Source organism: Cellulomonas aerilata (genome assembly GCF_007991755.1).
In the GTDB taxonomy this organism is placed as follows: Bacteria; Actinomycetota; Actinomycetes; order Actinomycetales; family Cellulomonadaceae; genus Pengzhenrongella; species Pengzhenrongella aerilata.
Genome location: NZ_BJYY01000015.1, coordinates 1 through 26998, shown reverse-complemented (window position 1 = coordinate 26998; position 26998 = coordinate 1). Strand labels below are relative to the sequence as shown.

The window sequence follows — 26998 nt, the reverse complement described above, 5'->3', positions numbered from 1 at the left end:
TTGCACACGGCGACCGCCGACGAAAGGTTCACCCATGTTCGGATCGATGCTGCGTCCCTCGATGGTCGACCCGGCGCGTGCGCTGCGGGGCCGCGAGGGCTACCCCTACCGCGTCCCGGCGACCCACACCGTCCTGGGCACGCCGCTGCAGGGCCCGTGGCCGGTCGGCACCGCCCAGCTCTACCTGGCGATGGGCTGCTTCTGGGGCGCCGAGCGCGCCATGTGGCAGCTGCCCGGGGTCGTCACCACGGCCGCCGGCTACCAGGGCGGGTACACCCCGTACCCGACCTACGAGGAGACCTGCACGGGGATGACCGGCCACACCGAGGCGGTGATGGTCGCCTACGACCCCGAGGTGCTGTCCCACGAGGCGCTGCTGCGCGCGTTCTGGACGTCCCACGACCCGACGCAGGGCTTCCGGCAGGGCAACGACCGCGGGACCCAGTACCGGTCGGCGGTCTACTTCACGACGCCGGAGCAGGAGGCCGCGACCGAGGCGACCCGCGCCGCGTACGCCGCCGAGCTCGCGCGTGCCGGGTACGGCGACATCACCACCGAGATCCGTCCGGCGTCCGAGGCCGGCACGTTCTACTACGCCGAGGACTACCACCAGCAGTACCTGGACAAGAACCCGGGCGGCTACTGCGGTTTGGGCGGCACCGGCGTCGCCTGCCCGGTGGGCCTGACCGGCGTCTGACGGGTCCGGGTCCGACCGGTCCGGGACCTGACGGGACCGCTCACGCACACAGAGGGCACCTGCTCCCACGGGGAGCAGGTGCCCTCTGTCGTCCTCGGGCGTGCCCGGTCCGGTCAGTTCACGCCGACGACGTCGACGACGAACACCAGGGTGTCGGTGCCCTTGATCCCGGCCTGGGGCATGCCGCGCGAGCCGTAGCCCAGGTGCGGCGGGATGGACAGCATCACGCGCGAGCCGATCGACTGACCGACCAGCCCTTCGTCCCACCCACCGATGACGGCGCCGACGCCGATCGGGAAGTTGATGGACGAGCCGCGGTCGTAGGAGTTGTCGAAGATCTTGCCGCCCCACGTCTGGCCCAGGTAGTTGACGACCAGGTCGTCCCCGGCCTCCACGAGCGGCCCGTCGCCGGCCTGCAGCACGACGACCTCGAGCTCCTCGGGGGCGGGCGTCTCGGGGAACGTCAGCTGCGGCTTCTCGCCGAACGATCCGGTGGCCGTGGGCAGCTGTGCGGTCATGGGTGGTTCTCCTCGGAGGGCGGGGTCGGCGTGCCGAGCGGCACGCCGACCATCCTGCCCCGTCCCCGCGGCCCCGTGCGCGCCGGGGGCCGCGACCCGACGGGTCCACCGCGGACCGTCAGTGCGCGAGGAACCCCAGCAGGTCGTGCCGGGTGAGGACGCCGACCGGGAAGCCGTCGTCGACGACCATCAGGGCGTCGCCGTCGTGCAGCGCGGTCCGGATGGCGTCCAGGCCCTCGCCCGACCCGATCAGCGGCAGCGGCGGCGCCATGTGCCTGCTCACCGGGTCGGCCAGGTGGGCGGTGCCCTCGAACAGCCGCTCGAGCAGCTCGCGCTCGCTGACGGACCCGGCGACCTCGCCGATCTTGACCGGCGGCTCGGCGCCGACCACGGGCATCTGGGAGACGCCGTACTTGTGCAGGATCTCGATGGCGTCGTGCACGGTCTCGGTCGGGTGCGTGTGGACCAGGTCCGGAAGGTTGCCGGACTTGGTGCGCAGCACGTCCGACGCGGTGACCGCCTCGTCGTCGTCGAGGAAGCCGTACGAGCGCATCCAGGCGTCGCTGAAGATCTTCGACATGTAGCCGCGGCCGCCGTCGGGCAGCAGGACGACGATGACGGCCTGCGCGGCGGCGGCGGGGTCCTCGGCCTCCAGACGCTCGGCCAGGCGCAGCGCCGCGACGACCGCCATCCCGCACGAGCCCCCAACCAGCATCCCCTCCTCGCGCGCGAGGCGGCGGGTCATCGCGAACGAGTCGGCGTCGCTGACCGCGATGATCTCGTCCGGCACGGACGGGTCGAACGCGGACGGCCAGAAGTCCTCCCCGACGCCCTCGACCAGGTACGGGCGCCCGTCGCCGCCGGAGTACACCGAGCCGGCCGGGTCCGCGCCGACCACGTGGACGGGGCCGCCCTCGCGGTCCGCGGACACGTCGTGCAGGTAGCGCCCGGTCCCGGTGATGGTCCCGCCGGTGCCGACGCCCGTGACGAAGTGGGTGACGCGGCCGTCGGTGTCGTCCCAGATCTCCGGGCCGGTGCTCTCGTAGTGGCTGGCCGGCCCGTTGGGGTTGGCGTACTGGTTCGGCTTCCAGGCGCCCGGGATCTCCCGGACGAGCCGGTCGGACACCGAGTAGTAGGACTCGGGGCTGTCCGGGGCCACCGCGGTCGGCGTCACCACGACCCGCGCGCCGTACGCTCGCAGGACGTCGACCTTGTCCTGGGAGACCTTGTCCGGGCACACGAACACGCAGTCGTAGCCCTTGCGCTGGGCGACCAGCGCCAGCCCGACGCCGGTGTTGCCGCTGGTGGGCTCGACGATCGTGCCGCCGGGCCGCAGCTCACCGCTGGCCTCGGCCGCCTCGATCATCTTCAGCGCGATGCGGTCCTTCACCGAGCCGCCCGGGTTCATGTACTCGACCTTGGCGAGGACGGTCGCCGACAGCCCGCGGGTGACGGAGGTGAGCTGGACGAGCGGCGTGCTCCCGACGAGCTCGGAGATGTGCTGGGCGTACTTCATCGCGGACCGGTGCTCCTGGAGGTTCGACGGGGGTTCGACACGTGCTGCCTGATGGGCGGGACGACGGGGCGTCGTCGCGCGTCCGGGAGGGCACCCGATCGTAACGGCGCCCCGACGAGCGACGAGGGGACGGCCGCGATGCGGCCGCCCCCTCGTCGGGTGGTGCGGGAGGTCAGTCGCTGCCGCGCAGGATCGCCAGCAGACGCAGGAACTCCAGGTACATCCAGATCAGCGTGACGACGAGGCCGAAGGCCGCCGTCCACGCGAACTTCGCCGGGGCACCCTGCTCGACGCCGCGCTTGATGGAGTCGAAGTCGACGATGAGCATCGCGGCGGCCAGGCCGACCGCGAACAGGCCCACGAGGACGCCGAGGAACCCGCCGCGCAGCGGGCCGAACATGCCCTCGCCGCCCACGTTGAAGACCATGAGCAGGACGTTGACGAGCGAGAACACCAGGTAGCCGACCATCGCGACCATCAGCCAGCGCGTGAACTTCGGCGTGACCCGGACCTTGCCCGAGCGGAACAGCACGAGGCACGCGACGAACGTCGCCATGGTGGCCAGGACGGCCTGCAGGACGATGCCCTGGTAGAGGCCGCTGTAGATCTCCGAGATGCCGCCGATGAACGCACCCTCGGCGACGCCGTAGGCCAGGATCAGCGCCGGGCTGGGGTTCGTCTTGAACGAGTTCACCAGGCCCAGCACGAAGCCGACGAGCGCGCCGACGATCATGACGGGGAACAGCAGGGTCTGCGGGACCAGCGCCCACGTGGCCGCGGCAGCCACGACGACGACCGCGAGCAGGCCGCCGGCCTTGACGATGACGTCGTCGTAGGTCAGCCGCCCGGTCTGCGCCGTGGTGGCGGTGGGGGCGTTGTACATGCCCTCGAGCGTGGCCGGGTCGTAGCGGGTGTCGTACCCGGCCGTCGGGACGCCGCCCTGCAGCACCGGTCCGCGCTGCGAGCCCTGCCCGCGCCCGCGCGACCGGGGGTCGCGGAACACCGCGGTGTTGTTGAAGACGGGATTGCTCATGCTCTCCTCCTGGTCACGGCGGCCGGTGGTCGGCGTGGTCACGCCGGCAGCGCGTGGTCGCTGGGCCGCCGCCTACCCTACGCAACGCCGCCAGGGCGCCACACGTTCCCGCACGCCGGGGTCATCCTCGGGGGCGACGGGTCGTCCTCGAGAGGTACGCCGGACGCCGTCCCGGATGCGCCTGGCGGTGGTCCCGTGGGGCGGGTCGGGCCCCCTAGCGTCGAGGTGCGGGCATCGCCCCGACCGACACGACCCGAGGACGGCGAGACATGATCGAGGCCCACGGCCTGACCAAGCGCTACGGACCCAAGACCGCGGTGGACGACGTCACCTTCACGGTGCAGCCCGGCAAGGTCACCGGCTTCCTCGGCCCCAACGGCGCCGGGAAGTCGACCACCATGCGGATGGTCGTCGGCCTCGACCGGCCGACGCACGGGTCGGTCACCGTCAACGGCCGCTCCTACGCCCAGCACCGCTCCCCCCTGCACGAGGTCGGCGCACTGCTGGACGCCAAGGCGGTCCACACCGGCCGCTCGGCGTACAACCACCTGCTCGCGATGGCCACGACGCACGGCATCGGCAGGTCCCGGGTGGACGAGGTCATCGCGATGACCGGCCTGGAGCCCGTCGCCCGCAAGCGGGTCGGCGGCTTCTCCCTCGGCATGGGGCAGCGTCTGGGGATCGCGTCCGCGCTGCTCGGCGACCCGCACACCCTCCTGCTGGACGAGCCGGTCAACGGCCTGGACCCGGAGGGCGTGCTGTGGGTGCGCAACCTCGTGCGCTACCTGGCCGCCGAGGGGCGCACGGTGTTCCTGTCCTCGCACCTCATGAGCGAGATGGCGCTCACCGCCGACCACCTGATCGTCGTCGGGCGGGGCCGGGTCGTGGCCGACGCGCCCGTCGCGGACATCATCGGCCGGGCCACCGGCACGACGGTCAAGGTCCGCAGCCCGCACGCCGCGCGGCTCGTGGAGCTGCTCGCCGGGCCCGGCGTCACGGTCACCACGTCCGGCCCGGGGCAGATCGAGGTCACCGGCTCCACGGCCGAGACGATCGGCGACGTCGCCGCGGCCGCCGGACTCGCCCTGCACGAGCTCACCCCGGTGGCCGCCTCGCTCGAGGACGCCTACATGTCCCTCACCGCCGACGAGGTGGAGTACCACTCCACCGGCGCCGGCACCCACCTCGACCCCGAACCCCACCGCGCCGGCGCCTCCGCCGGGTCCGCCGTCACCACCGGAAGGCTCTGACATGACCACCCTGACCGCCGACACCCGGCGCACCGGGCCGGCGCACCGCCCCGACCGGGGCACCGAGCGGCTCACCTTCGGGCGCGTGGTCGCCTCCGAGTGGGTCAAGCTCCGCACCCTGCGCTCGACGTGGTGGACCCTCGGCGTGACCGTCGTGCTCATGGTGGGCATCGCGGCCCTGGTCGCCTGGGGCATGACCCAGGGCGACGAGCCGGCGCCCCCCGGGATGGGGATCATCGCCGTGACCGCGGGGACGCAGATGGCCCAGCTGGCCGTCGCCGTGCTCGGCGTCCTCATCATCACCGGCGAGTACACGACCGGGATGGTCCGCTCGACGTTCGCCGCCGTGCCCACCCGGCTCCCGGCGCTGGCCGCCAAGGCGATCGTGCTGGGCGTCACCGTGCTCGTGGTCGGCGCGATCAGCACCGCGCTGTCGTACGGGGTGACCCTGCCGTTCGTGTCGGGCACGTCGCTGGAGATCGACCTGGGTGACGCCGACACGGTGCGGGCCCTGGTCGGCGTCCCGCTCTACCTCGCCGCGATCGCCCTGCTCGCCCTCGGGTTCGGCGCCCTGCTGCGCCACTCCGCCGGCGCGCTGGCCGCGGTCCTGGGGCTGCTGCTGGTGATCGAGAACGTCGTCGCCCTCATCCCGCTGCGGTTCTTCGAGGCGATCAGCCCCTACTTGCCCGCGACCGCCGGCAGCCAGGTCATGATGCCGTCGGACTTCGCCTTCGCCGACCCCGATGCGCTGGGCGCGTGGCAGGGCTACGGGGTCATGCTCGCCTGGGTGGCCGTCGTGATCGCGGTCGCCGCGGTCCTCATGCGCCGGCGCGACGCCTGAGCGTCCACCGGCCCCCCGTGCCGGGTCGGCTCCGCGCCGGCCCGGCACGACGCGCGTCCGCGCGAGGGGCACGCGCAGCCGACGACGCCGGCGGCCCCGGGGCGGTGGTGACGGGCGCCCAGGCGGCGGGGGCCGCCGGCGGGCCGGCCGAGGAGCCCGTCTTCACCGAGCTCAACGCCCGGCGCCTCGGGCCGGTGCGCCGGTACTTCCTGCGCCATCCCCGGGTGATGGACGCCCTCGTGGTGGCGATCTTCGCGGTGCCGGCCACCTTGAGCGCCCTGTTCGACGACTCCCTGCCGCGCGACGTCCCCGCGATGCTGACGATGACCGCGCTCGGAGCCCTCGCGCTGGTGTGGCGGCGGGTGGCGCCCCTGCCGACGGCGGTGGCCGTCGGCGTGCTCGCCGTGACCGCGGTCGCCACGACCGGCACGCTCAACGGCTACGACCTGGCGATCGCCTTCGTCGTCTACGCGGTCGCGGCGTCCCACCGACCGCGCACGGCGTGGATCACGCTCGCGGCGCTGGTGCTGCCCGCCGCCGGCGGCGTCCTGCTGTGGGAGAGCCCCGTGGACCTGGCAGCCGGCCCGTTCCCCGTGGAGGACGGCACGCAGCCCGCGGGCGGCGCCGACATGCGGGGGTCGTCGGTGACGGCCCTGGCCCTGCTCGGGCTGGTGGCCATCGCCGCCGGGACCAGCGTCCGCAACCGACGCCTGCACGTGGGCGCGCTCGTCGACCGCGCCAACGCGCTCGCCGTGGAGCGCGACCAGGGCGCGCAGCTGGCCGCTGCGGCCGAGCGCGCCCGCATCGCCCGGGAGATGCACGACGTCGTCGCGCACAGCCTGTCGGTCATGATCGCCCTGGCGGACGGGGCGGGCGCCGCCATGGAGCGGTCCCCGGACCGGGCCCGCGAGGCGCTCGACGAGCTGTCCGGGACGGGCCGGGCGGCGCTGGCGGACATGCGGCGGGTGCTGGGAGCGCTGCGGGACGCCGAGGCGCCGCTGGACCCGCAGCCCGGGTCGGTGGACCTCGACCACCTCGTCGACCGCTTCCGCACGGCCGGGGTGCCGGTGCGCTGGACGCGGACGGGGCCCGCGCTGCCGGCCGACGCCGGCCTGCAGCTCGCGGTGTACCGGATCGTCCAGGAGGCACTGACCAACGTCCTGCGCCACGCACCGGGAACGGGCCGGGTCGACGTCGTGCTGGCCTCGACGGACAGCCGGGTGGAGATCACCGTGACCGACAGCGGCGCGGCGCTGGGCCGCGGCTCCGCCGGGTCCACCGACGGGTCCGGTCGCGGGCTGATCGGCATGCGGGAACGGGCCGCCGTCTACGGTGGCCGCGTGGACGCCGGTCCGCACGACGGCGGGTGGCGGGTGCACGCCGTGCTGACCTGGGACGAGTGAGATGGCGCGCGAGCCGGCACGGGGGTCGGCACGGGGTCCGGCACCGATGAGCACGGACGAGGAGGAGCGGTGACGCAGGACCGATCGCCGGCACCGGCCGCCACGGGGAGCACCGGGCACACCGAGCACGCCGGACCCGTCCGGGTGCTCCTCGTCGACGACCAGGCGCTGCTGCGGATGGGGTTCCGGCTGGTGCTGGAGGCCGAGGACGACGTCGTCGTCGTCGGGGAGGCCGGGGACGGCGAGTCGGGGGTGCGCCAGGCGCAGGCGCTGCGCCCCGACGTCGTCCTGATGGACGTGCGCATGCCGGGGGTCAACGGCATCGAGGCGACGCAGCGGCTGGTCGAGGCCGTGCCGGGGTGCCGGGTGCTCATCCTGACCACCTTCGACCTGGACGAGTACGCGTTCGCCGCGCTGCGCGCCGGCGCCAGCGGGTTCCTGCTCAAGGACGCCCGCCCCGCCGAGCTCGTCGCCGCGATCCGCGCCGTGGCCACCGGGGACGCCGTCGTCTCGCCCCGGGTCACGCGCCGCATGCTGGAGATGTTCGCCGGCGCGCTGCCGGCTCCCGGGGACCCCGAGCCCGGCACCCCGACCCTGGACCCCCGGCTCCGGCTGCTGACGGCCCGGGAGCTGGAGATCCTGCGCGCGATGGCGGAGGGCCTGTCCAACGCCGAGATCGCGGGCCGGTTCGTGCTCTCCGAGGCGACGGTCAAGACCCACGTCGGACGGATCTTGGCCAAGCTGGACGTGCGCGACCGGGTGCAGGCCGTCGTCCTCGCCTACGAGTCCGGGCTGGTCAGGCCGGGCTGACGCCCGACCGGTGACCGCCCGCCCGGTGACCGCCGGACGGGCGCCGCACCGCAGGCGCCGCGGCGCAGGTTAGCCTCGCCCGACCTGCCGGCGTGACGGACCCGTCCCCGTCGCGGTACGGCCCGCCGCTGCCCGAGGAGACCCGTGACCGACGCACCGACCCGGCCGCAGACCCCGACCCGACGGCCACGCTCCGCGCTGACCGCCACCGTCGTCCGCACCGAGCGCATCGCGCCGGCCATGGTGCGTGTCGTGCTCGGCGGTCCGGGGCTGGCCGGGTACGCGCCGTCGTCGAGCGCGGACTCCTACGTCAAGGCCGTCTTCCTCCCCCCGGCCGCGCCGGACGTGCTGCCGCGCGACCAGGACGACCGGGTCGACCTCGACGCGCTGCGCGACGTGCTGCCCGCCGACCAGCCCGTGCGGCTGCGCAGCTACACCGTGCGCGTGTGGGACGGGGCCGCGGGCGAGCTGACGCTGGACTTCGTCGTGCACGGCGACGCCGGGCTGGCCGGTCCGTGGGCGGCCCGCGCGCGCCCGGGCGACACGCTGCTGCTGCTCGGCCCCGGTGGGGCGTACTCGCCGTCCCCCGACGCCGACTGGCACCTGCTGGTTGCGGACGAGAGCGCGATCCCGGCCGCTGCTGTGGTGCTCGAGCGGCTCCCCGCCGGAGCCCGGGCGGTCGCGCTGCTGGAGGTGGACGGCCCCGCCGACGAGGTGCCGCTCGACGTCCCGGCGGGCGCCCAGGTCCGGTGGGTGCACCGGTCGGGGCGCCCGGTGGGCGAGGCGCTCGTCGCGGAGGTGCGCGGCCTGCGGTGGGCCGACGGCGTGCCGCACGCGTTCGTCCACGGCGAGGCGGGCTTCGTCAAGGAGCTGCGAGCCCACCTGCGCATCGAGCGGGGTGTCCCGGTCGAGAACCTGTCGGTCTCCGGCTACTGGCGGCTGGGGGCCGACGACGAGGGCTGGCGCGCGGCCAAGCGCGACTGGAACCGCGAGGTGGAGGAGCGCGAGGCCGCCGCCGGGCTCGGGTGAGCACGGCGACGGCCTCGTGACGGAGCGAGGTGGGCGGGCTCAGCCCTTGCGGTCGGGCTGCTCCGACTCGGGGGTCTGGCTGCGGCCGGCCTGCTCGCGCAGGGCTCGGCCACGCTTGAGGTCCTCCGCCTCCTTCTTCTCGTCCTTCTCGATCTTCGTGGTGTCCCGCGGCGGGAGCTGCAGCGTGGCCTCGGCGGGCATGCCGGCCTGCAGCTCGCGCCCGCGCTCCACCTCGGCGTCGAACTCCGCGCCGAACAGGAGCGCGAGGTTCATGATCCAGATCCACAGCAGGAAGACGATGACGCCCGCCAGGGAGCCGTAGGTCTCGTTGTAGCTGCCGAAGTTGGACACGTAGAAGCCGAACAGCACCGACGCGACGAGGGCGACGACGATCGCGATGCCCGCCCCGATGCTCATCCAGCGGAACTTCGGCTGCTGCACGTTCGGGGTGGCGTAGTACAGGATCGCGATCACGAGCACGACGAGGGCGGCCAGGACCGGCCACTTGGCGATGTTCCAGATCGTCAGCGCGGTGCCGCCGAGCCCGACCGCGTTGCCGATGGCCTCCGCGACGGGGCCGCTCACCACCAGGGACAGGCCGATGATCGCCATGAGGGTGACGGCGACGAGCGTGACGAGCAGCATGAGCGGGCGCAGCTTGTAGAAGGGACGCCCCTCCTGCACCTCGTACATGCGGTTCATCGCCCGGCCGAACGCGCCGACGTAGCCGGACGCCGACCACAGGGCGCCCAGCAGACCGGTGACGAACGCCAGGCCCGCCGCAGGGGCGGTGGCGAGCTTGCTGATGGTCGGCTCGAGGGTGCGGACGGCGTCCTGCTGGCCGAGGTCGGAGACGATGCCGAGCATCGCGTCCACCGTCTTCTGCGGGTCACCCACGAGGCCGAGCAGGGAGACGACGGCCAGGATCGCGGGGAACAGCGCCAGCACGCCGTAGTAGGTCAGCGCGGCGGCCAGGTCGGTGCACTGGTCCTTGCCGAACTCGCGCATCGTCTTGCGGAGGATGTACTTCCACGACGGCTTGGTCAGGTCCGACGGGTCGTCAGGCTTGCGCGGGTCGTCCGGGTGCGGGGCCTGGGCCTTCTTGGTGTCTGCCATCGGTCGTCCTGTCGCGTCGAGGGGTCGTGCGGCGTCTGACCGCCACACGAGGCCGCCGCGGGCACGGAGGCTGCCCGTGCCCGCGGCGGCGGGTCGATCTGTCGTGCTGTGCTCAGCCCTGCTGCTCGGAGCGGACGTTCTGGACGGCGCCCTGGGCGCCCTCCTTGACCTCCATCGTCGCGTAGGTGCCCTCGTCCTTGACCGCCTGGGCGGCGTCGGTCGCGGTCGACTTCACCGCGGCGACCGCCTCCTGGGCGGGCTCCTTGAGGTCGGCGGCGACGCCCTTGGCGACGTCACCGAGCTGCTGGCCGATCGGCTGCGCCTTCTCCTTGACGGTGCGCGCGGCCTCGCGCTCCTTCTGCGTGGAGGGCAGGAGGGCGGCCGTCAGCAGGCCCACGCCGAACGCGATGAGGCCCGCGGCGAGGGGGTTGCCCTCCGCCTGGCGGATCGCGGCCGACGGTGCGCCGGCCGCGGCGCCACCGAGCGAGGACACCCGGTCGCCGACCGCGTGCGCGGCTCCGCTGACCGTGCCGGCGGCGGAGTGCGCCGCACCGGTGACCGTGCCGGCGGCGGACTGCGCCGCACCGGTCACGGAGCCGGCGGCGGAGTGCGCCGCACCGGCGACGGACCCGGCGGCGGAGTGCGCCGCACCGCCGACCGACGACAGGCCGCCTCCGGCGGACGAGGTGGCCGACGACGTCGACTCCTTGACGTGCGACGCGGCGCCGAAGACCTTCTCCCGCACGCTGCCGACGACGCCCTTGGCCTTGTCGACCTGGCGGTGGGCGATGTTGCTCGGGCTGACCTTGTCGGTCAGGGCGTCCACGTCGCTGCTCAGCTCGGCGCGCGTGCGCTCGATCTCCAGGCGGATCTGCTCGGGGTCGTTGCTGCTCATCGTGCTGCCTCCTCGTTGCCCTTGACCGCGTCAGGGATCTTCTTGACGGTGTCCGCCGTCTTCGGCATGCCCTGGACTTCCTTCATCTCCTTCTTGCCGCGCAGTGCGAGCACGGCGGCGACGATCCCCCAGATCACCGCGACGATCAGCGCCGACCAGGCCCAGTTGTCGAGCAGGTAGGCCAGGCCGGCCCACAGCGCGAACGACAGGAAGAGCACGGTCAGGTGCCCCGCGTAGCCGGCGCCGGCGAACATCGCGGCGCCCTTGCTGGCCTGCTTGGCCGACTGGGTGATCTCCGCCTTCGCGAGCGCGACCTCCTGGCGCATGAGCGTGGAGATGTCCTTGCTCACCTCGCCGAAGAGCTGGCCGATCGACGGGGAGTCACTGCCCGACGACGACGAGGTCGCCGGCGGGCTCATGGCGGTGGCGCCGCCCAGGTCGGGGGCGCTCATGCCGTGCCCCCGTAGCCACCGGTCGTGGTGCCCGGGACGTCCGGGGTGCCGTACGTCGTGGTGCCGTACGCGGACGTCGTCGGCGTGGTGTACGCGTCACCGGCGTAGCCGGTGTCGGTCGTGTACCCCGTCGCGGCCGTCTCGTAGCCCGTGGTGGCGTAGTCGCCGCCGACGTAGCTCGGCTGCGCGGCCTCCTGGTCGGCGGTGGCCTGGTCCTTCAGGCTCCGCGCGAGGCGGCCGGCGACGAGACCAGCGGTCGCGGCCACGAGGAGGAAGGCTCCGGGCCGACGACGGGCGAAGGTCGTGACCTCGCCGAGCACGTCGGCCGGCTCCTTGTTCTCGAACCACGAGGCGACGGAGTCGACGACCCCGGACGCCTGGTGGACCAGGTCCGACGCGACGCCGGGCTGGTCGGAGGCGCCGGCCATCGTGCTCAGCTCGGTGCCGACCGTGCGGATGGCGGTCGCCAGCTTCTGCTGGCCGCCGCCGACCTGGGAGGTCAGCTGGCTCTTGGTCTGCTGCAGCATGTCCTTGGCCTGCCGGCGGGCCTCGCCGGTGACCTGGGCGGCCTGCTCCTTGGCGGTGTCGGCCACGCGGCTCCCCGCTGCGGCGGCCGTCTGGGCCACGTTCTGAGCCTCGCCCTTGACCTGGTCCTTGACCTCGCCGGCCTTCTCCTTGGCCTGGTCGACCTTCGAGGTGTCGCCCGAGTCGTCGGCCACGTGGGCGCCGGTGTACGTCGTCGTCCCGTAGGTCCCGGTCTCGTAGGAGCCCGATCCCGCCGGGTACGAGGGCGGGAGCGTGCTGTCGCCGAGCTCGTCGGAGGTCGGCAGGGTTCCGGGGGGACGGGTGTTGTCGTAGCTCTCGGTCATCATCTTGCCCTTCGCTGGAGTGCTGGTCTGCTGGCAGCGGCCACGCCCGCCGGTGGGGGCGCTGTGCACCGAGGTGCCGAGGATGCGGGTGGGACACCCGCACCGGCTCTAGGTCAGAGCCGGCCCCGACTCCCCGGACCCGGACAGCTCACGGAGGAACTCGTGGCAGCGCTGGGCGCGGCTGGAGTCCTCGGCCATCACCTGCTCGAAGAAGGTCGCGATGTCCTCGCGGCCGGCGTTGCGGGCGTCCCGCACGTACTGGCCGTAGTCGTGACCCGCCTTGAGCGAGTGGTACTGCAGGGAGATCAAGTCGAAGCTGACGTCGTCGAACCCGGTTTCACCGGTTGCCATCGCGAGACACCTTCCTCTTCGTGTGATCCAACCCGCCGTGAGCTGCGGGAGGGGCGCTGCCGCGGTGGCGCCGGCGGAGCCGAGCCCCGCCCGTCCGGAACACCCGCCGCACCGTCGGTGCGTCGTGCGGTCCGGTCGTCGACGGAACCCGGGCGACCGGATCGGCTGGCCGTGGCTTGACCTCGAACCAGCATATGGAGGCCCCCAGGTCCCGCAACCGGAGAAAACCGCAGGTCGCGGGCACGGAGGGGTCGACAGGGTGCCGGTGCCGGCCTCATCGGGGCGCCGAGGGCCGGACCGCGCGCGCTCGTCGCGCGGCGCGGGCCCAGGTGTAGTAGAAGGCGGTCGGACGGCCGTCGATCCGGTGCACGCCCGCGTCGACGTCGTCCACGTCCCGCCTCACCGCGGCCGACCTGGTGCCCGCGGGAGGGGGCTCGCCGACGCCGCAGCGCATCGCGACCACGTGGTCGCAGGCGGCAGGTCGCGAGGTCGCCACGGACGCCCGCCCCCGCCGTCCGCCGGGGGGGAGGGCGGAGCCCTAGTCCGACGTGGTGAGGTCCGCGGAGTCGTCGCTCTCCACCCGCGGCGACGCGGCAGCGCGCAGCGTCATGACGCGCGTCACGGGGTGGAGGTCGACGAGCCGCAGCAGGACGCACGCGACCACGAGGCAGCCGGTCATCTCGAGCAGCTCCTCCACACCCGTGGACAGCGCGTACAGGGAGTGGCGCCCGGCGGCGAAGAGCGCGCCGTTGACCGTCTCCACCACCAGCGCACCCGAGACGTAGGTGGCGACGCCGGCGACCAGGCCGAGGCGGACGTCCCGCGGCAGGGACGCGACGACGCGCACGCCCAGGACCCCCGCCGCCATGACGATGACCGCCCCGGGGATCACCCACGTGTAGGTGGGCACGTCCACGCCCCAGCGCTCCGAGAGCCAGTTCACCGGCCTGCCGAGCTTCTCGTGCAGGGACAGCGCCTCGTCCATCGACAGGTAGGTCGCCGCGACCGCGGCCAGGCGCCAGAGGCCGGCGGACGGCGTCCGTCCGGTGGGCGTGAGGACGGACAGGAGCAGGGCTGCCGCGGCGATCGCCAGCAGCAGGACGGAGTTCCAGAACGCGGGGACGTTGTGCTCGCCGTCGAGCCCGAACGTCGCGAGGAGCCAGGGGTGCGGTCCGGACACCGTGATCGCGACCTGCATCAGGGCTGCGGCCAGGAAGACGGCGACCGTCGGGAGCCCGAGCGCCCAGACGGCGCGGCGCTCCAGCGGGACGCGCGGGGAGGCGGGCTCACCGCCGGGGATTGGCGCGGAGGTGCGGACGCGCCGCGCCCTGGTGACGTGATCGATGGCCATGCGAGTCCTCCGCCCGTGGTCCCCCGACCGCGCCGGAGCTCGCCGCCAGTATGGAAGCCGTCACCCGCCGTTCCTGCCCCGTTCACCCGGGTGGGACGGGTTTTCACCCGCGCCCGGCGAGGCGTCGGGCGGGCGTCGGGCAGGCACGGCGGGGCGACGAGGGTGCCCCCGACAGGGTTCGAACCTGCACTGGGCCGGGTTTAAGCCGGCTGCCTCTGCCGATTGGGCTACGGGGGCGATGCCGCGCGGCGCCCATCCTGCCAGCCACCGCCGGACGGTCGTCAGCGAGCCGTTCGGGGCGTCCTCGCGCCCGGGGTGGGGGCGGTGAAGAGCCCCGCCGTGCGGCGGTCCGGACGGCGAAGGGCCCCGCCGTGCGGCGGGGCCCTTCGGGGTCGTGCGGCGGTCGTCCGACCGACGTGCCGGCGTCAGCCGGCGCGTCCCGGGCTCACCTGTCCCAGGAGCTGGCGTCCTTCTGGACCGGCTGGCCCGGCTTCGTCGTGGCGTCGGGAGACGTGGCGACGTCCGTCGCGGACTCCGGCGCCACGGCGGCCTGCTCGGGCTTCACCTTGGGCGGCACGGAGGCGGCCCGGAACTCCGCACGGGGGTCGTGCAGCGAGCCGAGCGCCACGACCTCGCGGCGGAACAGCGCCGCGCCGATCCAGCCCGACGCGATGCGCACCTTGCGGTTGAAGGTCGGCATCGCCATGACGTGGTAGCCGCGGTGCATCACCCACGCGGGGAAGCCACGCAGCTTGACGCGGCCGAACAGCTGGGCCACGCCCTTGTACATGCCGAGCGACGCGACCGCGCCGAGGTTCTTGTGCTTGTACTCGGTGGGCTCGGCGCTGCGCAGGACGCGCGCGAGGTTGTCGCCGATGTGGTTGCCCTCACGGAGCGCGTGCTGGGCGTTGGGCGGGCAGAACTTGCCCGGGTTGATCAGGTCCGGCACGGCGGCGCAGTCACCGGCGGCCCAGGCGTCCGCGACGACGGTCCCGTCCTCCTGCGCGACCTGCAGGGTCGGCAGGCAGACGACCCGGCCCATCTTGTCCAGCGGCAGGTCGGAGTTCTTCAGCACGGGGTTGGCCTTGACCCCGGCCGTCCACACGATGGTGTCCGAGTCGAACTCCGTCTTGTTCGACAGCACCACGTGCCCGCCCTCGCACGAGCTGAGGAACGTCGACAGGTGGACCTCGATGTTGCGCTTGCGCAGCTGCTCCAGGGTGTAGCCGCCGAGCTCTTCGCTGACCTCGGGCAGGATCCGGGTGGACCCCTCCACGAGCACCCAGCGCATGTCCGACTGCTCGATCGAGGTGTAGTACTTCACCGCCGCACGAGCCATGTCCTCGAGCTCGGCCATCGCCTCGATCCCGGCGAACCCGCCGCCCACGAAGGTGAAGGTCAGCATCCGGCGGCGCAGCTCGGGGTCCCAGGTGGACGCCGCGACGTCGATCCGGTTGAGCACGTGGTTGCGGACGGCGACGGCCTCCTCCACGTTCTTGAAGCCGATCGCCTCCTCCGCCAGGCCGGGGATCGGCAGCGTGCGGGCGACGGAGCCCAGTCCCACGATGAGGTGGTCGTAGGTGATCCAGTACGGGTCACCCTCCTCCGGCTGGACCTGGACCGTGCGGTCCGCGTGGCGGATCTCCGTCACGTGCCCCTGCAGGACGTCGATGCCCTTGAGCGCGCGCCGGTGCGGCGCCACGACGTTGCGCGGGTCGATCGACCCGGCGGCGGTCTCGGGCAGGAACGGCGCGTACGTCATGTACGGGCGCGGGTCGACGACGACGATCGCCGCCTCGCGCTTGCCCAGGCGCTTGTGCAGCCGGCGGGCCGAGTACAGGCCGACCGTGCCACCGCCGAGCACGACGACCCGGGGGATCTTGCGGGGACGCGGGGCCGACGCGCTCTTCGTGGCGTCGCCCTGGACGGGGGCAGTCGTAGACATGTCGGAAACCGTATCTCGCCGGGGGGCGTCCTTCATCTCCGCCCGCGCGTCGGTCCTGTCGCACCGGCCGTGACGGCGGCCACACCGCACGGCCACGGGGCGTGCGAGCAGCCACCCGGGCCGCGGGGCGCCTCAGGTCCGGGCTGCGGCGCTCAGCGCGATGCCGTCGAGGATGTCGTGCTCGGAGGTGACCACGTGCGTCAGCTCGCCCCCCGCGGTCGCGACCTCGTCGCGGACCCGGCGGATCACCTCGGCCCACACGAGGGCTCCGGCGCCGATCACGTCGACGCGCCCCGGGTGCATGAAGGGCAGGGCCGCCCGGTCGGCGCGGGTGCGCCGGAGCAGGTCGTCGCACGCGGCCAGCACCTCGTCGACGCCCAGCGTGGCCCCGTGGATCCGTTCCGGGTCGTAGCGCGGCAGCCCCAGGACGTGGGCGGTCACGGTGGTCACCGAGCCCGCGACGCCGACGAGCGTCGCGGTCCGCCCCACCGGCACGACCCCGGTCGCGATGTCCAGCGCGGCACCCACGTCGGTCGCGGCGGCGCTCGCCTGGGCGGCGGTCGGGGGGTCGTCGTGCAGGTGACGCTCGGTCAGCCGGACGCAGCCGACGTCCATGGACAGCATCGCGCTCGGGGTGGTCGTCCCCAGGACGAGCTCGGTGGACCCGCCGCCGATGTCGACGACCAGGAAGGGTGCCGGGTGGCGGTCGGCGAGCACGCTCGTGGCGCCCCGGAAGGAGAGGGTCGCCTCCTCGTCCCCGCCGACGACCTCGGGCTCGACCCCGAGCACCGCGCGGACGCCGTCGACGAAGTCCTGACGGTTCTCGGCGTCGCGGGACGCGGACGTGGCGACGAAGCGCGTGCGCTCGACGCCGAGCTCGGCGCAGATGTCGGCGTAGCGGCGCGTGGCGGCGAACGTCCGCTCGAGCGCCTCGGGGGCGAGCCGCCCGGTGCGGTCGACGCCCTGCCCGAGCCGCACGACCTCCATGCGGCGGTCCAGGTCGGTGAGCGCGCCGCCGGCCGGGTCGACGTCGGCGACGAGCAGCCGGATGGAGTTGGTCCCGCAGTCGATGGCGGCCACGCGTGTCATGGGCTGCAGCCTGCCATCTCCCCCGCGCACCCTCCGCCCGCCACGGCACGCCCCCGGCTCCCAGGCGCCGGCGTCAGCAGCTGCAGCGGTCCGGCCGCCACGTCGGGCGGATGAGCTCCAGCGCCTCGTCGCCCAGCGGGTTGACGCCGGGGCCGGCCGCGAGCGCGTGGCCGACCAGCACGTGCAGGCACTTGACGCGGGTCGGCATGCCGCCCGCCGAGATCCCGGCGATCTCCTCGACGTGCCCGAGCTCCTCCCGCTGCGTCAGGTAGTGCTCGTGCGCGCGGGCGTAGGCCGCGGCGAGCTCGGGGTCGTCGGCGAGCCGGGCGGTCCACTCCTTCATCAGCCCGCCGGCCTCGAGCGTGCTGACGGCCGCCACGGCACCGGGCGAGGTGAGGTAGTACGTCGTCGGGAACGGCGTCCCGTCGTCCAGGCGGGGAGCGGTGCGCACGACGAGCGGGCGACCGCACACGCACCGGGCGGCGATGCCGACCACACCGCGCGGGACCCGTCCGAGCTGCTCGGCGAGGGTCTCGAGATCGCGCGGGACGACCGTCTCGCCGGTCGCGTACGGGGGCGGGGCTGAGTTCACTGCGGTCCGTTCGACGTCGGCCCCGTGGGGCCGGGCGGAGATGGTGCCGGTCAGTCCGGCAGGGAGGAGCCGTCGCCCGCGGGCACGGCGGGGTCCGGCGCCGCGGGGTCGGTCGCCGGGTCCGGCACGAGGGGTGGCACGGCAGGTGACTCGGCGCCGTCGGCCGGCGTCGGGTCCTGCACGTCCGCCTCCCCCGCCACGCGGGCCGACTCCCAGATGGTGCTGTACCACGGGTCCGTGGTGCCCGAGGGCGCGAGCGCCGGCCCGGCGCCGGCCGGCGGGACGACCGGCTCCGTCGGGTCCGGCACGATCTCGGGGTCCACGACGCGGTAGGCGGTCTCGCCCGGGCGGACGAACGCGAGCCGCTCACGCGCCTGGGCCACCACGTATGCCTCGTCCCCCCAGCGCTCGAGCTCCGCGGTCAGGTCCTCGGTGCGCTCCCGGGCGTCGGCGACCTCCTGGGCGAGCGCCCGGTTCTCGGCCTGCTGCGCCAGGTGGGCACGCACGGTGGGGAACAGCAGCACGAACGCCAGCAGGAGGACGACGAACAGCACCATCGCGCGGACGGTGAACATGCGCGGTACGCGCAGCGGCTGCTCCACCGCGGTCCCGGCCGGGGGTCGGCCGCCCGAGCCGGCCACCGTGCGCGAGGCCGGCCGCGTCGACGCGCCCCGGGCACCCGTCCGCGCAGCCGCGCCGCGCCCGGTCCGGGTGACCCCGGCGGTGCTGCGGCTCGAGCCGTGCCGGACGGACCCGCGCGCGCTCGGCACCCCGCGCGCCGGGGTGCTCGACCCGGTCCCCGTCCCCCGGGCACCGCGGTGCGGGGAGCTCGGGCGACGCGGGGACATGGCACCGATTGTGCCCCGTCGTGCCCGGCGGGAGCCGCAGCCCCCGTCCTTCGACGTGTCCCGGCGCCGGGCGCGACGGAGCCCGGCGACCCCGAGGGTCGCCGGGCTCCGTCGGACGGGCTCAGCCCTGGTGGCGCGGGAAGGCGCTGCGGCCGGCGTAGCGGCCGGCGTCGTCGAGCTCCTCCTCGATCCGCAGCAGCTGGTTGTACTTGTTGATCCGCTCGCCGCGGGCCGGCGCACCGGTCTTGATCTGGCCGGCGTTGGTCGCGACCGACAGGTCGGCGATCGTGACGTCCTCGGTCTCGCCGGACCGGTGGGAGATCATCGCGGTGTACCCGTTGCGCTGGGCGAGGGTCACGGCGTCGAGGGTCTCGGTCAGCGTGCCGATCTGGTTGAGCTTGACGAGCAGCGAGTTCGCCGCGCGCATCTCGATGCCCTTCGCCAGGCGGGTCGGGTTGGTGACGAACAGGTCGTCGCCGACGACCTGCACCCGGTTGCCGACGGTGGAGACGAGCTGCGCCCAGCTGTCCCACTCGTCCTCCGACAGCGGGTCCTCGATGGAGATCAGCGGGTAGTCGGTGACGAGCTGCTCGTAGTACGCGAGCATCTCCTCGGGCGAGTGCGGGCGGCCCTCGAACTGGTAGGCACCCTCGCGGAAGAACTCCGTCGCCGCGACGTCGAGCGCCAGGCCGACGTCCTGACCGGCCACGAAGCCGGCCTTCTCGATCGCGACCAGGATGAGGTCGAGGGCCGCACGGTTGCTCGACAGGTTCGGGGCGAAGCCGCCCTCGTCGCCGAGACCCGTGGCGAGGCCCTCGGACTTCAGCACCGACTTCAGCGAGTGGTAGATCTCCGCGCCGGTGCGCAGCGCCTCACGGAACGTCGTGGCGCCGATCGGGCAGACCATGAACTCCTGGACGTCGACGTTGGAGTCGGCGTGCGACCCGCCGTTGAGGATGTTCATCATCGGGACCGGCAGCACGTGCGCGTTCGGGCCGCCGACGTAGCGGAACAGCGGCAGGTCGGCGGAGTCCGCGGCGGCCTTGGCGACGGCGAGCGAGACGCCGAGGATGGCGTTCGCGCCGAGCTTGCCCTTGTTGGGCGTGCCGTCCAGGTCGATCAGGGCGGCGTCGACGAGGCGCTGCTCGGTCGCCTCGAAGCCGATGAGCTCGGGCGCGATGTCGTCGATGACGGCGTTGACCGCGTCCTCGACGCCCTTGCCCCCGTAACGGGCCTTGTCGCCGTCGCGGCGCTCGACGGCCTCGAAGGCACCGGTCGAGGCGCCCGAGGGCACGGCGGCCCGGGCGATGGTGCCGTCGTCGAGCGCGACCTCGACCTCGACGGTGGGGTTGCCGCGAGAGTCGAGGATCTCGCGTGCGCCGACGGCCTCGATGCTGGCCATGAATGCTCCTTGGGCTGGGGGGAAATGCCACCTCAGCCTAGTGCCGATCCCCTCTCGCGCCGGGGGCGGGGACCGTCGCCGCCCCCGGCCGCCACCGGCTCGGGCGTGACGAGGGCTGCCGGCGCGTGGCCGGCGGGCGGTGGGACGCCCGGGCCGCAGGCCAGGACCCGGTTGCGGCCGGACCGCTTGGCCGCGTGCAGCCGGACGTCGGCCGCGTGGAAGAGCGCGTCGGTGGTCGCGCCGTCCGCGGTCGACGTCGCCACCCCGCCGCTGACCGTGCAGGGGATCGTCCGGCCGGCGACCGCCACGCCGTCGCGCTCCAGCCGGGCGCGCACCCCGTCGGCGAAGCTCGCGGCCTCGGGGCCGGACGTGCGGGGCAGCGCGACGAAGAACTCCTCCCCGCCCCAGCGCGCGACCAGCGCTCCGTCCGGCGCGGCACCGGCCAGCAGGTGGGCCACGGCCACGAGCACCGCGTCACCCGTGAGGTGGCCGTGGCGGTCGTTGATCGACTTGAAGCGGTCGACGTCCAGCAGGACGACGCTCAGCGGCTCCCCGGAGGAGCCCGCGGCGGCGAGCAGTGCCGCGAACTCGGTGACGAGATGACGGCGGTTGTGCAGCCCGGTGAGCGCGTCCCGGCCGGCGAGCTCGGCCAGGTCGGACCGTAGCCGCTCGATCGTTGCGACCTGCTCGGTGAGCCGGGCGTTCGCCTCGGCGAGGTGGCGGCGCTGGGCGGCGACCTCCGTGACGTCGCGGGCCACCAGGACGCTGCCGAGCGACCGGCCGCGGCGGCCGACGAGGCGGGAGCTGCGCACGTGCAGCTCGGCCGGTCGCCCGTCGAGATCGACGTGCACCTCGGTGGCCTCGTCCGTGCCGGCCATGGACGCCGGGAGGAGGTCGGCGGCACGGGCGCCGATGATCTGCGTGGCGCCGGGATCGATGCGGTGGACGAGGTCGACGGCGGCGGCGTTGACGTCGATGACGCGGCCCATGGGGCTGACGGCGACGATCGCGTCGCTGATCCCCTCGATGATGAGCGCGCGGGCGACGGGCGTGAAGGTGAACAGGTGCTCGCGGAACAGCGCGTAGGCCATGACCACGCCGGTGCCCGCGAGGCCGAGCGGTGTGGGGTCGAGGTCGACCGGCAGCGCGCCGAGGAGGTTGAGGGCGTTGCCGACCGCCGGCACCAGCACGGCGACCAGCAGACCCAGCCGCTGCGCGCGGAAGGCGGCGGGCGCCGTCCACCAGGCGTGGCCGACCATGGCGATGCCGACCGCCAGGACGGCGTAGCAGTACAGGGAGTGGACCCAGAACAGCGGCCCGAAGCCCCACAGGGCCGACCCGGTCAGGTCCGGCGTGCCCGCGCCGGTGTAGACCAGGGCGTGCCAGGGGTTCGTCGCGGCCGCCGCCGTGATGAGCACCGGCTCCACCAGCAGCCCGGCCAGGAGGCGGCGGCGCGGCGAGCCGTGGGTGCGCGCGAGGGTGGCGGCGAGCCAGACGAAGGTCGCCACCGTCACGCCCAGGCCGGGGAAGATCGCCAGCGACGCCACCCCGGCCACGCGCGGCTCGACCGCGGCGACCGCGACGGCGTCGGCCACGGACCACCAGCACGCGCCCAGCATGACGGCGACGAGCGCCCGGGCCACCGGCGGGTTGAGCGTGCGCCGGCGCCAGGTCACCGCGGCGACCAGGACGAACACCACGCCGGCGACCGAGTAGGCGACGCCCGCCGGGTCCGTCCGGAACACGCGCACCCCTCACCACGACTCGACCGGCCGCGCGGCGCGCGGCTACCCCGGGCCCATCGGCCGCGGGGGCGGCCGGTTGAGGGGCGAGCGGTCAGCCGCGCGGGACCTCCGGCGTCGGCTCGGGCTCGGGCCCAGGACCGGGCTCGGCCCTCGGCTCGGGACCGGTGCCGGGCCGGGAGGCGGACGCGGACGCGGACGCGGACGCGGCAGCCTCGGCCTCCCGGACGGTCGCCTCCAGCGTCCGCAGCGCCGCCCGGAGGGCCGCCTCGGCGTCCAGCCCGGCCGCGTCGGCCTCACCGAGCAGGCCGAGCAGCCGCCCGCCGAGCTCCGCGGACGCGGACCGCTCGGGCGCCGCCGCGTCGCGGTGGCGGCCGGCGACCTGGGCGACGTCGACGTCCACGCCGCCGCGCCGGGCCCGCGCGAGGATCTTCTCCCCGCGGGCGAGCGACCCCTGGCCCAGGGCGATGCCCTCGAGTACGGACGTGCGCGCCTTCTCCGCCTTCTTGATCTGCTCCCAGCGCACGTGCACGTCGGTCGGCTCGGTCGACACGGTGCCGTCCGCGAGCGGTGCGTCGTCGGGCGTCCCGCCCGCCGGCGCGGGCGGGGTGAACACGTGCGGGTGGCGGCGCACGAGCTTCGCGCTGATCGCGTCGGCGACGTCGTCCAGGTCGAACGCGTCGCTCTCGTGCTCCTGGGCGAGGCGGGCGTGGAACACGACCTGGAGCAGCACGTCGCCGAGCTCCTCCCGCATCCCGGTCCGGTCACCGGACTCGATCGCCTCGGCGAGCTCGTGCGCCTCCTCCAGCGCGAACGGCACGAGGGTCTCGTGGGTCTGCTGCGCGTCCCACGGGCAGCCCCCGGGCGACCGGAGCGTGTCCATGACGGCGACCAGGCGCGTCATGCCGCGCCCGCCCGGCGGCTCGGTGGTCACGGCGCCTCGGGGACCAGCCACGGGTGCTCGACCGGCGCGATCCCGCCGCGGTCGAAGTCCAGCTCGCCGTACCGCGGGTTCACGTCGATGTCGAGGTCCCGCAGCCGGGACAGGATGTCGGCCTGCACCTCCTCGGCGTCGGGCAGCTGGCCGAGCTCCTGCTGCAGCAGGGAGAACCGCGCGACGGTCACCGCGGCGGGGCCGAAGTCCGGCGCCTCGGGGTCGTCGGCGACCACGGCGGCCAGCTGCTGCTCCGCCTCCTGCTCGGAGACGGCGACGCCGTTCTCCGCGGCGACCTCCGTCACGGTCGGCTCGGCCACCAGGACCAGCAGGAGGCTGGACGGTGTCGCGCCGTCCAGGTACGGGCCGAGCTCGCCCGCCGCGGCCTGCAGGTCCGCGACCGGGACCGCGCGGCCGTCGACCACGGCCGCCGCGCCGCCACCCGGGGAGCAGGCCGTCGTGGCCGCCGCACCGAGCAGCAGCACCGTGAGCCCCATCGCCCTGCGCCGGACCAGCGAGGATCGCACCGTCACCGCAGACCTCCACGTCGTCGTGCCAGCGGTCGTCGTCGACCGGGGCTCATGCTAGGGCCCGGTCGAGCCCCGGCCCGGCCGGACGGCGCCGCCGCGCCCGGCCGTCTCGGCACGACGCCGCCGCGCCCGGCCGGCCGAGCACGACGTCGCCGGCCGTCTCGGCGCGACGCCGACGCGCGCGTCGGTCCTAGCGCGACGCCACCGCCGCGGTCCCCACCGCGGCCGCCGTCGCCACGTCCCCCATGACGACGGCGTCCACCAGCTGCCGGGCCCAGGCCAGGACCTCCCCGCCGTGCAGCGGCTTGCCGCCGATCCGCGCCGTCGTCGGGAACGGGACGAGGATCGTGCGCAGCGCCGGCTTGTGGACGGTGCCCGGGTAGAGCCGCTTGAGCCGCAGCTGCGCGGACTCGGCCAGGTCCACCGGGGCGAACCGCACGAACTTGCCCTGCGCGGTCACGTCGGACAGGCCCGCCCGGCGCACCGCGTTGCGGAACTCCGCAACCGCGAACAGGTTCTCCACCACCTCGGGCACCGCGCCGTAGCGGTCGACCAGCTCGTCGCGGATCGCCGCGATCGCCTCCGGCGTCTCGGCCGCCGCGATCTTGCGGTACGCCTCCAGGCGCAGCCGCTCGTGGGCGATGTAGTCGTGCGGGATGTGGGCGTCGACCGGCAGCTCGATGGTGACCTCGGGCGCCTCCGGCTCGGCGTCGCCGCGGAACGAGGCGACGGCCTCCCCGACCATCCGGATGTACAGGTCGAACCCGACGCCGGCGATGTGGCCGGACTGCTCGCCGCCGAGGAGGTTGCCCGCACCGCGGATCTCCAGGTCCTTCATGGCGATCTGGATGCCCGAGCCGAGGTCGGTGTGCGCGGCCATGGTCGCCAGCCGGTCGTGCGCGGTCTCGGTGAGCGGCCGCTCCGGCGGGTACAGGAAGTAGGCGTACGCCCGCTCGCGGCCGCGGCCGACCCGTCCGCGCAGCTGGTGCAGCTGGGACAGGCCCAGCACGTCCGCCCGCTCGAGGATCAGGGTGTTGGCGTTGGAGATGTCCAGCCCGGTCTCGATGATCGTCGTGCAGACCAGCACGTCGAACTTCTTCTCCCAGAAGTCCTGGATGACCCGCTCCAGCGTGTGCTCGTTCATCTTCCCGTGGGCCACGGCGATGCGGGCCTCGGGCACCAGCTCGGCGAGCCGGCCGGCGGTCCGCTCGATCGACTCGACCTTGTTGTGGACGTAGAACACCTGGCCCTCGCGCAGCAGCTCGCGGCGCACGGCGGCGGTGATCTGCTTCTCGTCGTACGCGCCGACGAAGGTGAGCACGGGGTGCCGCTCCTCCGGCGGGGTCGCCAGCGTGGACATCTCCCGGATCCCGGTGACCGCCATCTCCAGCGTGCGCGGGATCGGCGTCGCGCTCATCGCGAGCACGTCGACGTTGGTGCGCAGCTGCTTGAGCGTCTCCTTGTGCTCGACCCCGAACCGCTGCTCCTCGTCCACGATCACCAGCCCGAGGTCCTTGAACCGCACCTCGCCGGTGATGAGGCGGTGCGTGCCGATCACGACGTCGACCGTGCCGTCGGCCAGGCCGGCGACGACCTCCTTGGCCTCGGCGTCGGTCTGGAAGCGCGACAGCGAGCGCACCGTCACCGGGAAGGACGCGTACCGCTCGGTGAAGGTGTCCAGGTGCTGCTGGACCAGCAGCGTGGTGGGGACCAGGACGGCGACCTGCTTGCCGTCCTGCACCGCCTTGAACGCCGCCCGGATCGCGATCTCGGTCTTGCCGTAGCCGACGTCGCCGCAGACCAGGCGGTCCATCGGGACGGACTTCTCCATGTCGGCCTTGACCTCGTCGATCGTGACCAGCTGGTCCGGCGTCTCGACGTAGGCGAACGCGTCCTCCAGCTCGCGCTGCCAGGGCGTGTCCGGGCCGAACGCGTGGCCCGCGGTCGCCATGCGGGCCGAGTAGAGGCGGATGAGCTCGCCGGCGATCTCCTTGATCGCCTTGCGGGCGCGCCCCTTGGTCTTGGCCCAGTCGCTGCCGCCCATCTTGTTGAGCGCGGGCGACTCCCCACCGGAGTACTTGGTGACCTGGTCGAGCTGGTCGGTCGGCACGAACAGGCGGTCCCCGGGGTGGCCCCGCTTGGACGCGGCGTACTCGATGACCATGTACTCCCGGGTGGCCGCGCTCGCGCCGGAGCCGAGCGTGCGCTGCACGAGCTCGACGAACTTGCCGACGCCGTGCTGCTCGTGCACCACGTAGTCCCCGGTGCGCAGCTGCAGCGGGTCGACGACGTTGCGCCGCCGCGACGGCATCTTGCGCATGTCCCGGGTGGAGGACCCGGCCCGGCCGGTGACGTCGGACTCGGAGAACACCGCGATCCGCAGGTCGCTGGACACGAAGCCGGGGCCGGCCGGGGCCGGGGTGACGAGCACGACGCCGCCCTCGGGCTCGGTGAGGATCTCCCCCACCAGCCGCGCCGGCACGTCGGCCGCGACGAGCTGCTCCGCCATGCGCCGGGCCGGACCGTGCCCCTCGGTGGTCAGCACGAGGCGCCAGCCGTCGCGCTGCAGCGCCCGGACGTCGGTGACCGCACGCTCGACGTCCCCGCGGTACCCCTCGACGTCGCGGGCCGCGATCGTCAGCGTCGTGGGCTCGTCGTCGCCGTGACCGGCGTCCCCGACGACGGCGAGCGCGTCGTCGGCGTCGTCCCCGCCCGTGCCCGCGCCGTCGGCGGGCGCCATGCCGAACGCGCTGAGCGTCCACCAGCCCAGCGCCCGGCGGGCCGCGATGTGCCGGAGGTCGGAGAACGTGGCGAACGACGCGGCGCGCAGGTCGATCGGGGTCCGGCCGCCGGCCGCGGCGGACGTCCAGGCCGCGGCCAGGAACTCCTCGGTGGTGGCCACCAGGTCGTGCGCGCGCCGGCGGACCCGCTCGGGGTCGGCGACGACGAGCAGCGCGTCGTCCGGCACGAGGTCCAGCACCGGGACCATCGACTCCACCAGCGCCGGCGCGAGGGACTCCATGCCCTCCACGGCGATGCCCTGCGCGAGCCGCTCGAGCATCTCCGCGGCGCCGGGCAGCTCCTGCGCGAGCGCCGCCGCGCGGGCGCGCACGTCCTCGGTCAGCAGGATCTCCCGGCACGGCGGTGCCCAGACGCCGTGGGTGGCGACCTCCAGCGACCGCTGGTCCGCGACGGCGAACCAGCGGACCTCCTCCACCTGGTCGCCCCAGAACTCCACGCGCAGCGGGTGGTCCTCGGTGGGCGGGAACACGTCGAGGATGCCGCCGCGGACGGCGAACTCCCCGCGGCGCTCGACCATGTCGACGCGCGCGTAGGCGGCGCCGGACAGCCGGTCGGCGACGTCCTCCAGGTCCGCCTGGTCCCCCACGTTGAGCTCGACGGGCTCCAGGTCACCCAGGCCGGCGACGACCGGCTGCAGCAGGGCGCGCACCGGCATGACGAGCACCCGGATCGGGCCGGACTGCCCGGCGGCGTCTGCCGGGTGCGCCAGGCGGCGGAACACGGCCAGCCGGCGGGCGACCGTGTCGCTGCGCGGGGACAGCCGCTCGTGCGGCAGCGTCTCCCATGCCGGCAGGACGGCGACGTCGTCGTCGGGCAGGTAGCAGCGCAGCGAGCCCGCCAGGTCGTCGGCGTCGCGGCCGGTCGCGGTGACCACGACCAGCGGACGCCCGGCCCGTCGTCCCGCGCCCGGCGCCTGCGGCCGGCCGGCGTCGGTCGGACCGTCGGTCGGGCGCGCTCCGGCGAGGGCGGCCAGCAGCGGCGGG

Annotated in this window: 25 protein-coding genes and 1 tRNA gene; 6 read left to right on the top strand and 20 right to left on the bottom strand. The window is 74.4% G+C overall.

Going from position 1 to position 26998, the window contains the following annotated elements; genetic code table 11:
• Window positions 1-34: 34 nt before the first annotated feature.
• Entirely contained in the window at window positions 35-697 is a 663-nt protein-coding gene (gene msrA, locus CAE01nite_RS11985; protein WP_186816569.1) for a peptide-methionine (S)-S-oxide reductase MsrA, read from the top strand.
• A 113-nt stretch (window positions 698-810) separates the two neighbouring features.
• Here the strand turns inward: msrA and CAE01nite_RS11980 are convergent, their stop codons facing one another.
• The 3 genes from CAE01nite_RS11980 to CAE01nite_RS11970 form a co-directional block, all read right to left on the bottom strand.
• Window positions 811-1215 (bottom strand): FKBP-type peptidyl-prolyl cis-trans isomerase, encoded by a 405-nt coding sequence (locus CAE01nite_RS11980; RefSeq protein WP_146904706.1) that lies wholly within the window; start codon window positions 1213-1215, stop codon window positions 811-813.
• Window positions 1216-1333: 118 nt separating this feature from the next.
• Window positions 1334-2731: a cystathionine beta-synthase gene (locus tag CAE01nite_RS11975; protein WP_146904703.1), complete on the bottom strand. Its 1398-nt coding sequence runs from the start codon at window positions 2729-2731 to the stop codon at window positions 1334-1336.
• A gap of 172 nt (window positions 2732-2903) precedes the next feature.
• Window positions 2904-3764 (bottom strand): Bax inhibitor-1/YccA family protein, encoded by an 861-nt coding sequence (locus CAE01nite_RS11970; RefSeq protein WP_146904700.1) that lies wholly within the window; start codon window positions 3762-3764, stop codon window positions 2904-2906.
• Between the two features lie 269 nt (window positions 3765-4033).
• On the opposite strand from CAE01nite_RS11970, the gene CAE01nite_RS11965 reads away from it, so the two are divergent.
• From CAE01nite_RS11965 to CAE01nite_RS11945, 5 genes are all read left to right on the top strand, one after another.
• On the top strand, window positions 4034-5014 hold the full coding sequence (locus CAE01nite_RS11965; RefSeq protein ID WP_146904697.1) for an ABC transporter ATP-binding protein: 981 nt from the start codon (window positions 4034-4036) through the stop codon (window positions 5012-5014).
• A 1-nt stretch (window position 5015) separates the two neighbouring features.
• Complete coding sequence (locus tag CAE01nite_RS11960) at window positions 5016-5855, top strand: ABC transporter permease subunit (RefSeq protein WP_146904694.1); 840 nt, start codon at window positions 5016-5018, stop codon at window positions 5853-5855.
• A 107-nt stretch (window positions 5856-5962) separates the two neighbouring features.
• Entirely contained in the window at window positions 5963-7258 is a 1296-nt protein-coding gene (locus CAE01nite_RS11955; RefSeq protein WP_146904691.1) for a sensor histidine kinase, read from the top strand.
• A 144-nt stretch (window positions 7259-7402) separates the two neighbouring features.
• Window positions 7403-8068 (top strand): response regulator, encoded by a 666-nt coding sequence (locus CAE01nite_RS11950; protein WP_281285601.1) that lies wholly within the window; start codon window positions 7403-7405, stop codon window positions 8066-8068.
• Between the two features lie 144 nt (window positions 8069-8212).
• Window positions 8213-9097, top strand: a complete 885-nt coding sequence (locus CAE01nite_RS11945; protein WP_146904689.1) for a siderophore-interacting protein — start codon at window positions 8213-8215, stop codon at window positions 9095-9097.
• Between the two features lie 39 nt (window positions 9098-9136).
• Here CAE01nite_RS11945 and CAE01nite_RS11940 read toward each other — a convergent pair whose 3' ends face one another.
• The 17 genes from CAE01nite_RS11940 to mfd form a co-directional block, all read right to left on the bottom strand.
• Window positions 9137-10213: a YihY/virulence factor BrkB family protein gene (locus tag CAE01nite_RS11940; protein WP_222595915.1), complete on the bottom strand. Its 1077-nt coding sequence runs from the start codon at window positions 10211-10213 to the stop codon at window positions 9137-9139.
• A 112-nt stretch (window positions 10214-10325) separates the two neighbouring features.
• Complete coding sequence (locus CAE01nite_RS11935; RefSeq protein WP_146904686.1) at window positions 10326-11108, bottom strand: DUF3618 domain-containing protein; 783 nt, start codon at window positions 11106-11108, stop codon at window positions 10326-10328.
• Window positions 11105-11560 carry a phage holin family protein gene (locus tag CAE01nite_RS11930; RefSeq protein WP_307724998.1) on the bottom strand — a complete coding sequence of 152 codons (456 nt, stop codon included), beginning with the start codon at window positions 11558-11560 and terminating at the stop codon, window positions 11105-11107. Before CAE01nite_RS11930 ends, CAE01nite_RS11935 begins: the two co-directional genes overlap by 4 nt.
• The gene (locus tag CAE01nite_RS11925; protein ID WP_146904683.1) at window positions 11557-12432 is read right to left on the bottom strand and encodes an ATP synthase subunit B family protein; all 876 of its coding nucleotides are present in this window, start codon (window positions 12430-12432) and stop codon (window positions 11557-11559) included. The genes CAE01nite_RS11930 and CAE01nite_RS11925 overlap by 4 nt, the downstream gene beginning before the upstream one ends.
• Before the next feature lie 105 nt (window positions 12433-12537).
• A complete protein-coding gene (locus CAE01nite_RS11920; RefSeq protein ID WP_146904680.1) occupies window positions 12538-12780 on the bottom strand; it encodes an acyl carrier protein in 243 nt (80 codons plus the stop codon).
• 274 nt (window positions 12781-13054) lie between these two features.
• Window positions 13055-13183: a hypothetical protein gene (locus CAE01nite_RS18780; RefSeq protein WP_281285599.1), complete on the bottom strand. Its 129-nt coding sequence runs from the start codon at window positions 13181-13183 to the stop codon at window positions 13055-13057.
• A gap of 135 nt (window positions 13184-13318) precedes the next feature.
• Complete coding sequence (locus tag CAE01nite_RS11915) at window positions 13319-14131, bottom strand: DUF8692 domain-containing protein (protein ID WP_146904677.1); 813 nt, start codon at window positions 14129-14131, stop codon at window positions 13319-13321.
• A gap of 163 nt (window positions 14132-14294) precedes the next feature.
• Window positions 14295-14368: transfer RNA gene (locus CAE01nite_RS11910), tRNA-Leu, on the bottom strand.
• 208 nt (window positions 14369-14576) lie between these two features.
• Window positions 14577-16076, bottom strand: a complete 1500-nt coding sequence (locus CAE01nite_RS11905; RefSeq protein ID WP_186816567.1) for an NAD(P)/FAD-dependent oxidoreductase — start codon at window positions 16074-16076, stop codon at window positions 14577-14579.
• Window positions 16077-16208: 132 nt separating this feature from the next.
• Window positions 16209-17165, bottom strand: a complete 957-nt coding sequence (locus CAE01nite_RS11900; RefSeq protein WP_146904671.1) for a Ppx/GppA phosphatase family protein — start codon at window positions 17163-17165, stop codon at window positions 16209-16211.
• 73 nt (window positions 17166-17238) lie between these two features.
• Window positions 17239-17757 carry a DUF501 domain-containing protein gene (locus CAE01nite_RS11895; protein ID WP_146904668.1) on the bottom strand — a complete coding sequence of 173 codons (519 nt, stop codon included), beginning with the start codon at window positions 17755-17757 and terminating at the stop codon, window positions 17239-17241.
• A gap of 50 nt (window positions 17758-17807) precedes the next feature.
• On the bottom strand, window positions 17808-18605 hold the full coding sequence (locus CAE01nite_RS11890) for an FtsB family cell division protein (protein ID WP_246131173.1): 798 nt from the start codon (window positions 18603-18605) through the stop codon (window positions 17808-17810).
• 121 nt (window positions 18606-18726) lie between these two features.
• On the bottom strand, window positions 18727-20007 hold the full coding sequence (gene eno / locus CAE01nite_RS11885; protein ID WP_146904665.1) for a phosphopyruvate hydratase: 1281 nt from the start codon (window positions 20005-20007) through the stop codon (window positions 18727-18729).
• 32 nt (window positions 20008-20039) lie between these two features.
• The gene (locus CAE01nite_RS11880; protein WP_186816566.1) at window positions 20040-21752 is read right to left on the bottom strand and encodes a histidine kinase N-terminal 7TM domain-containing diguanylate cyclase; all 1713 of its coding nucleotides are present in this window, start codon (window positions 21750-21752) and stop codon (window positions 20040-20042) included.
• Between the two features lie 91 nt (window positions 21753-21843).
• Window positions 21844-22683 carry a MazG nucleotide pyrophosphohydrolase domain-containing protein gene (locus CAE01nite_RS11875; protein WP_246131172.1) on the bottom strand — a complete coding sequence of 280 codons (840 nt, stop codon included), beginning with the start codon at window positions 22681-22683 and terminating at the stop codon, window positions 21844-21846.
• Window positions 22680-23216 carry a hypothetical protein gene (locus tag CAE01nite_RS11870; protein ID WP_146904659.1) on the bottom strand — a complete coding sequence of 179 codons (537 nt, stop codon included), beginning with the start codon at window positions 23214-23216 and terminating at the stop codon, window positions 22680-22682. Before CAE01nite_RS11870 ends, CAE01nite_RS11875 begins: the two co-directional genes overlap by 4 nt.
• Window positions 23217-23403: 187 nt before the next feature.
• Window positions 23404-26998: transcription-repair coupling factor (gene mfd / locus CAE01nite_RS11865; protein WP_146904656.1), on the bottom strand; the 3595-nt coding region annotated here is incomplete at its 5' end.

Coding starts and splice junctions, on each gene's coding strand:
- CAE01nite_RS11920 (WP_146904680.1), bottom strand. CDS start 12,780: ATGGCAACCGGTGAAACCGGGTTCGACGACGTCAGCTTCGACTTGATC.
- CAE01nite_RS11975 (WP_146904703.1), bottom strand. CDS start 2,731: ATGAAGTACGCCCAGCACATCTCCGAGCTCGTCGGGAGCACGCCGCTC.
- CAE01nite_RS11930 (WP_307724998.1), bottom strand. CDS start 11,560: ATGAGCGCCCCCGACCTGGGCGGCGCCACCGCCATGAGCCCGCCGGCG.
- msrA (WP_186816569.1), top strand. CDS start 35: ATGTTCGGATCGATGCTGCGTCCCTCGATGGTCGACCCGGCGCGTGCG.
- CAE01nite_RS11890 (WP_246131173.1), bottom strand. CDS start 18,605: ATGTCCCCGCGTCGCCCGAGCTCCCCGCACCGCGGTGCCCGGGGGACG.
- CAE01nite_RS11905 (WP_186816567.1), bottom strand. CDS start 16,076: ATGTCTACGACTGCCCCCGTCCAGGGCGACGCCACGAAGAGCGCGTCG.
- CAE01nite_RS11970 (WP_146904700.1), bottom strand. CDS start 3,764: ATGAGCAATCCCGTCTTCAACAACACCGCGGTGTTCCGCGACCCCCGG.
- CAE01nite_RS11915 (WP_146904677.1), bottom strand. CDS start 14,131: ATGGCCATCGATCACGTCACCAGGGCGCGGCGCGTCCGCACCTCCGCG.
- CAE01nite_RS11935 (WP_146904686.1), bottom strand. CDS start 11,108: ATGAGCAGCAACGACCCCGAGCAGATCCGCCTGGAGATCGAGCGCACG.
- CAE01nite_RS11980 (WP_146904706.1), bottom strand. CDS start 1,215: ATGACCGCACAGCTGCCCACGGCCACCGGATCGTTCGGCGAGAAGCCG.
- CAE01nite_RS11900 (WP_146904671.1), bottom strand. CDS start 17,165: ATGACACGCGTGGCCGCCATCGACTGCGGGACCAACTCCATCCGGCTG.
- eno (WP_146904665.1), bottom strand. CDS start 20,007: ATGGCCAGCATCGAGGCCGTCGGCGCACGCGAGATCCTCGACTCTCGC.
- CAE01nite_RS11965 (WP_146904697.1), top strand. CDS start 4,034: ATGATCGAGGCCCACGGCCTGACCAAGCGCTACGGACCCAAGACCGCG.
- CAE01nite_RS11960 (WP_146904694.1), top strand. CDS start 5,016: ATGACCACCCTGACCGCCGACACCCGGCGCACCGGGCCGGCGCACCGC.
- CAE01nite_RS11925 (WP_146904683.1), bottom strand. CDS start 12,432: ATGATGACCGAGAGCTACGACAACACCCGTCCCCCCGGAACCCTGCCG.
- CAE01nite_RS11940 (WP_222595915.1), bottom strand. CDS start 10,213: ATGGCAGACACCAAGAAGGCCCAGGCCCCGCACCCGGACGACCCGCGC.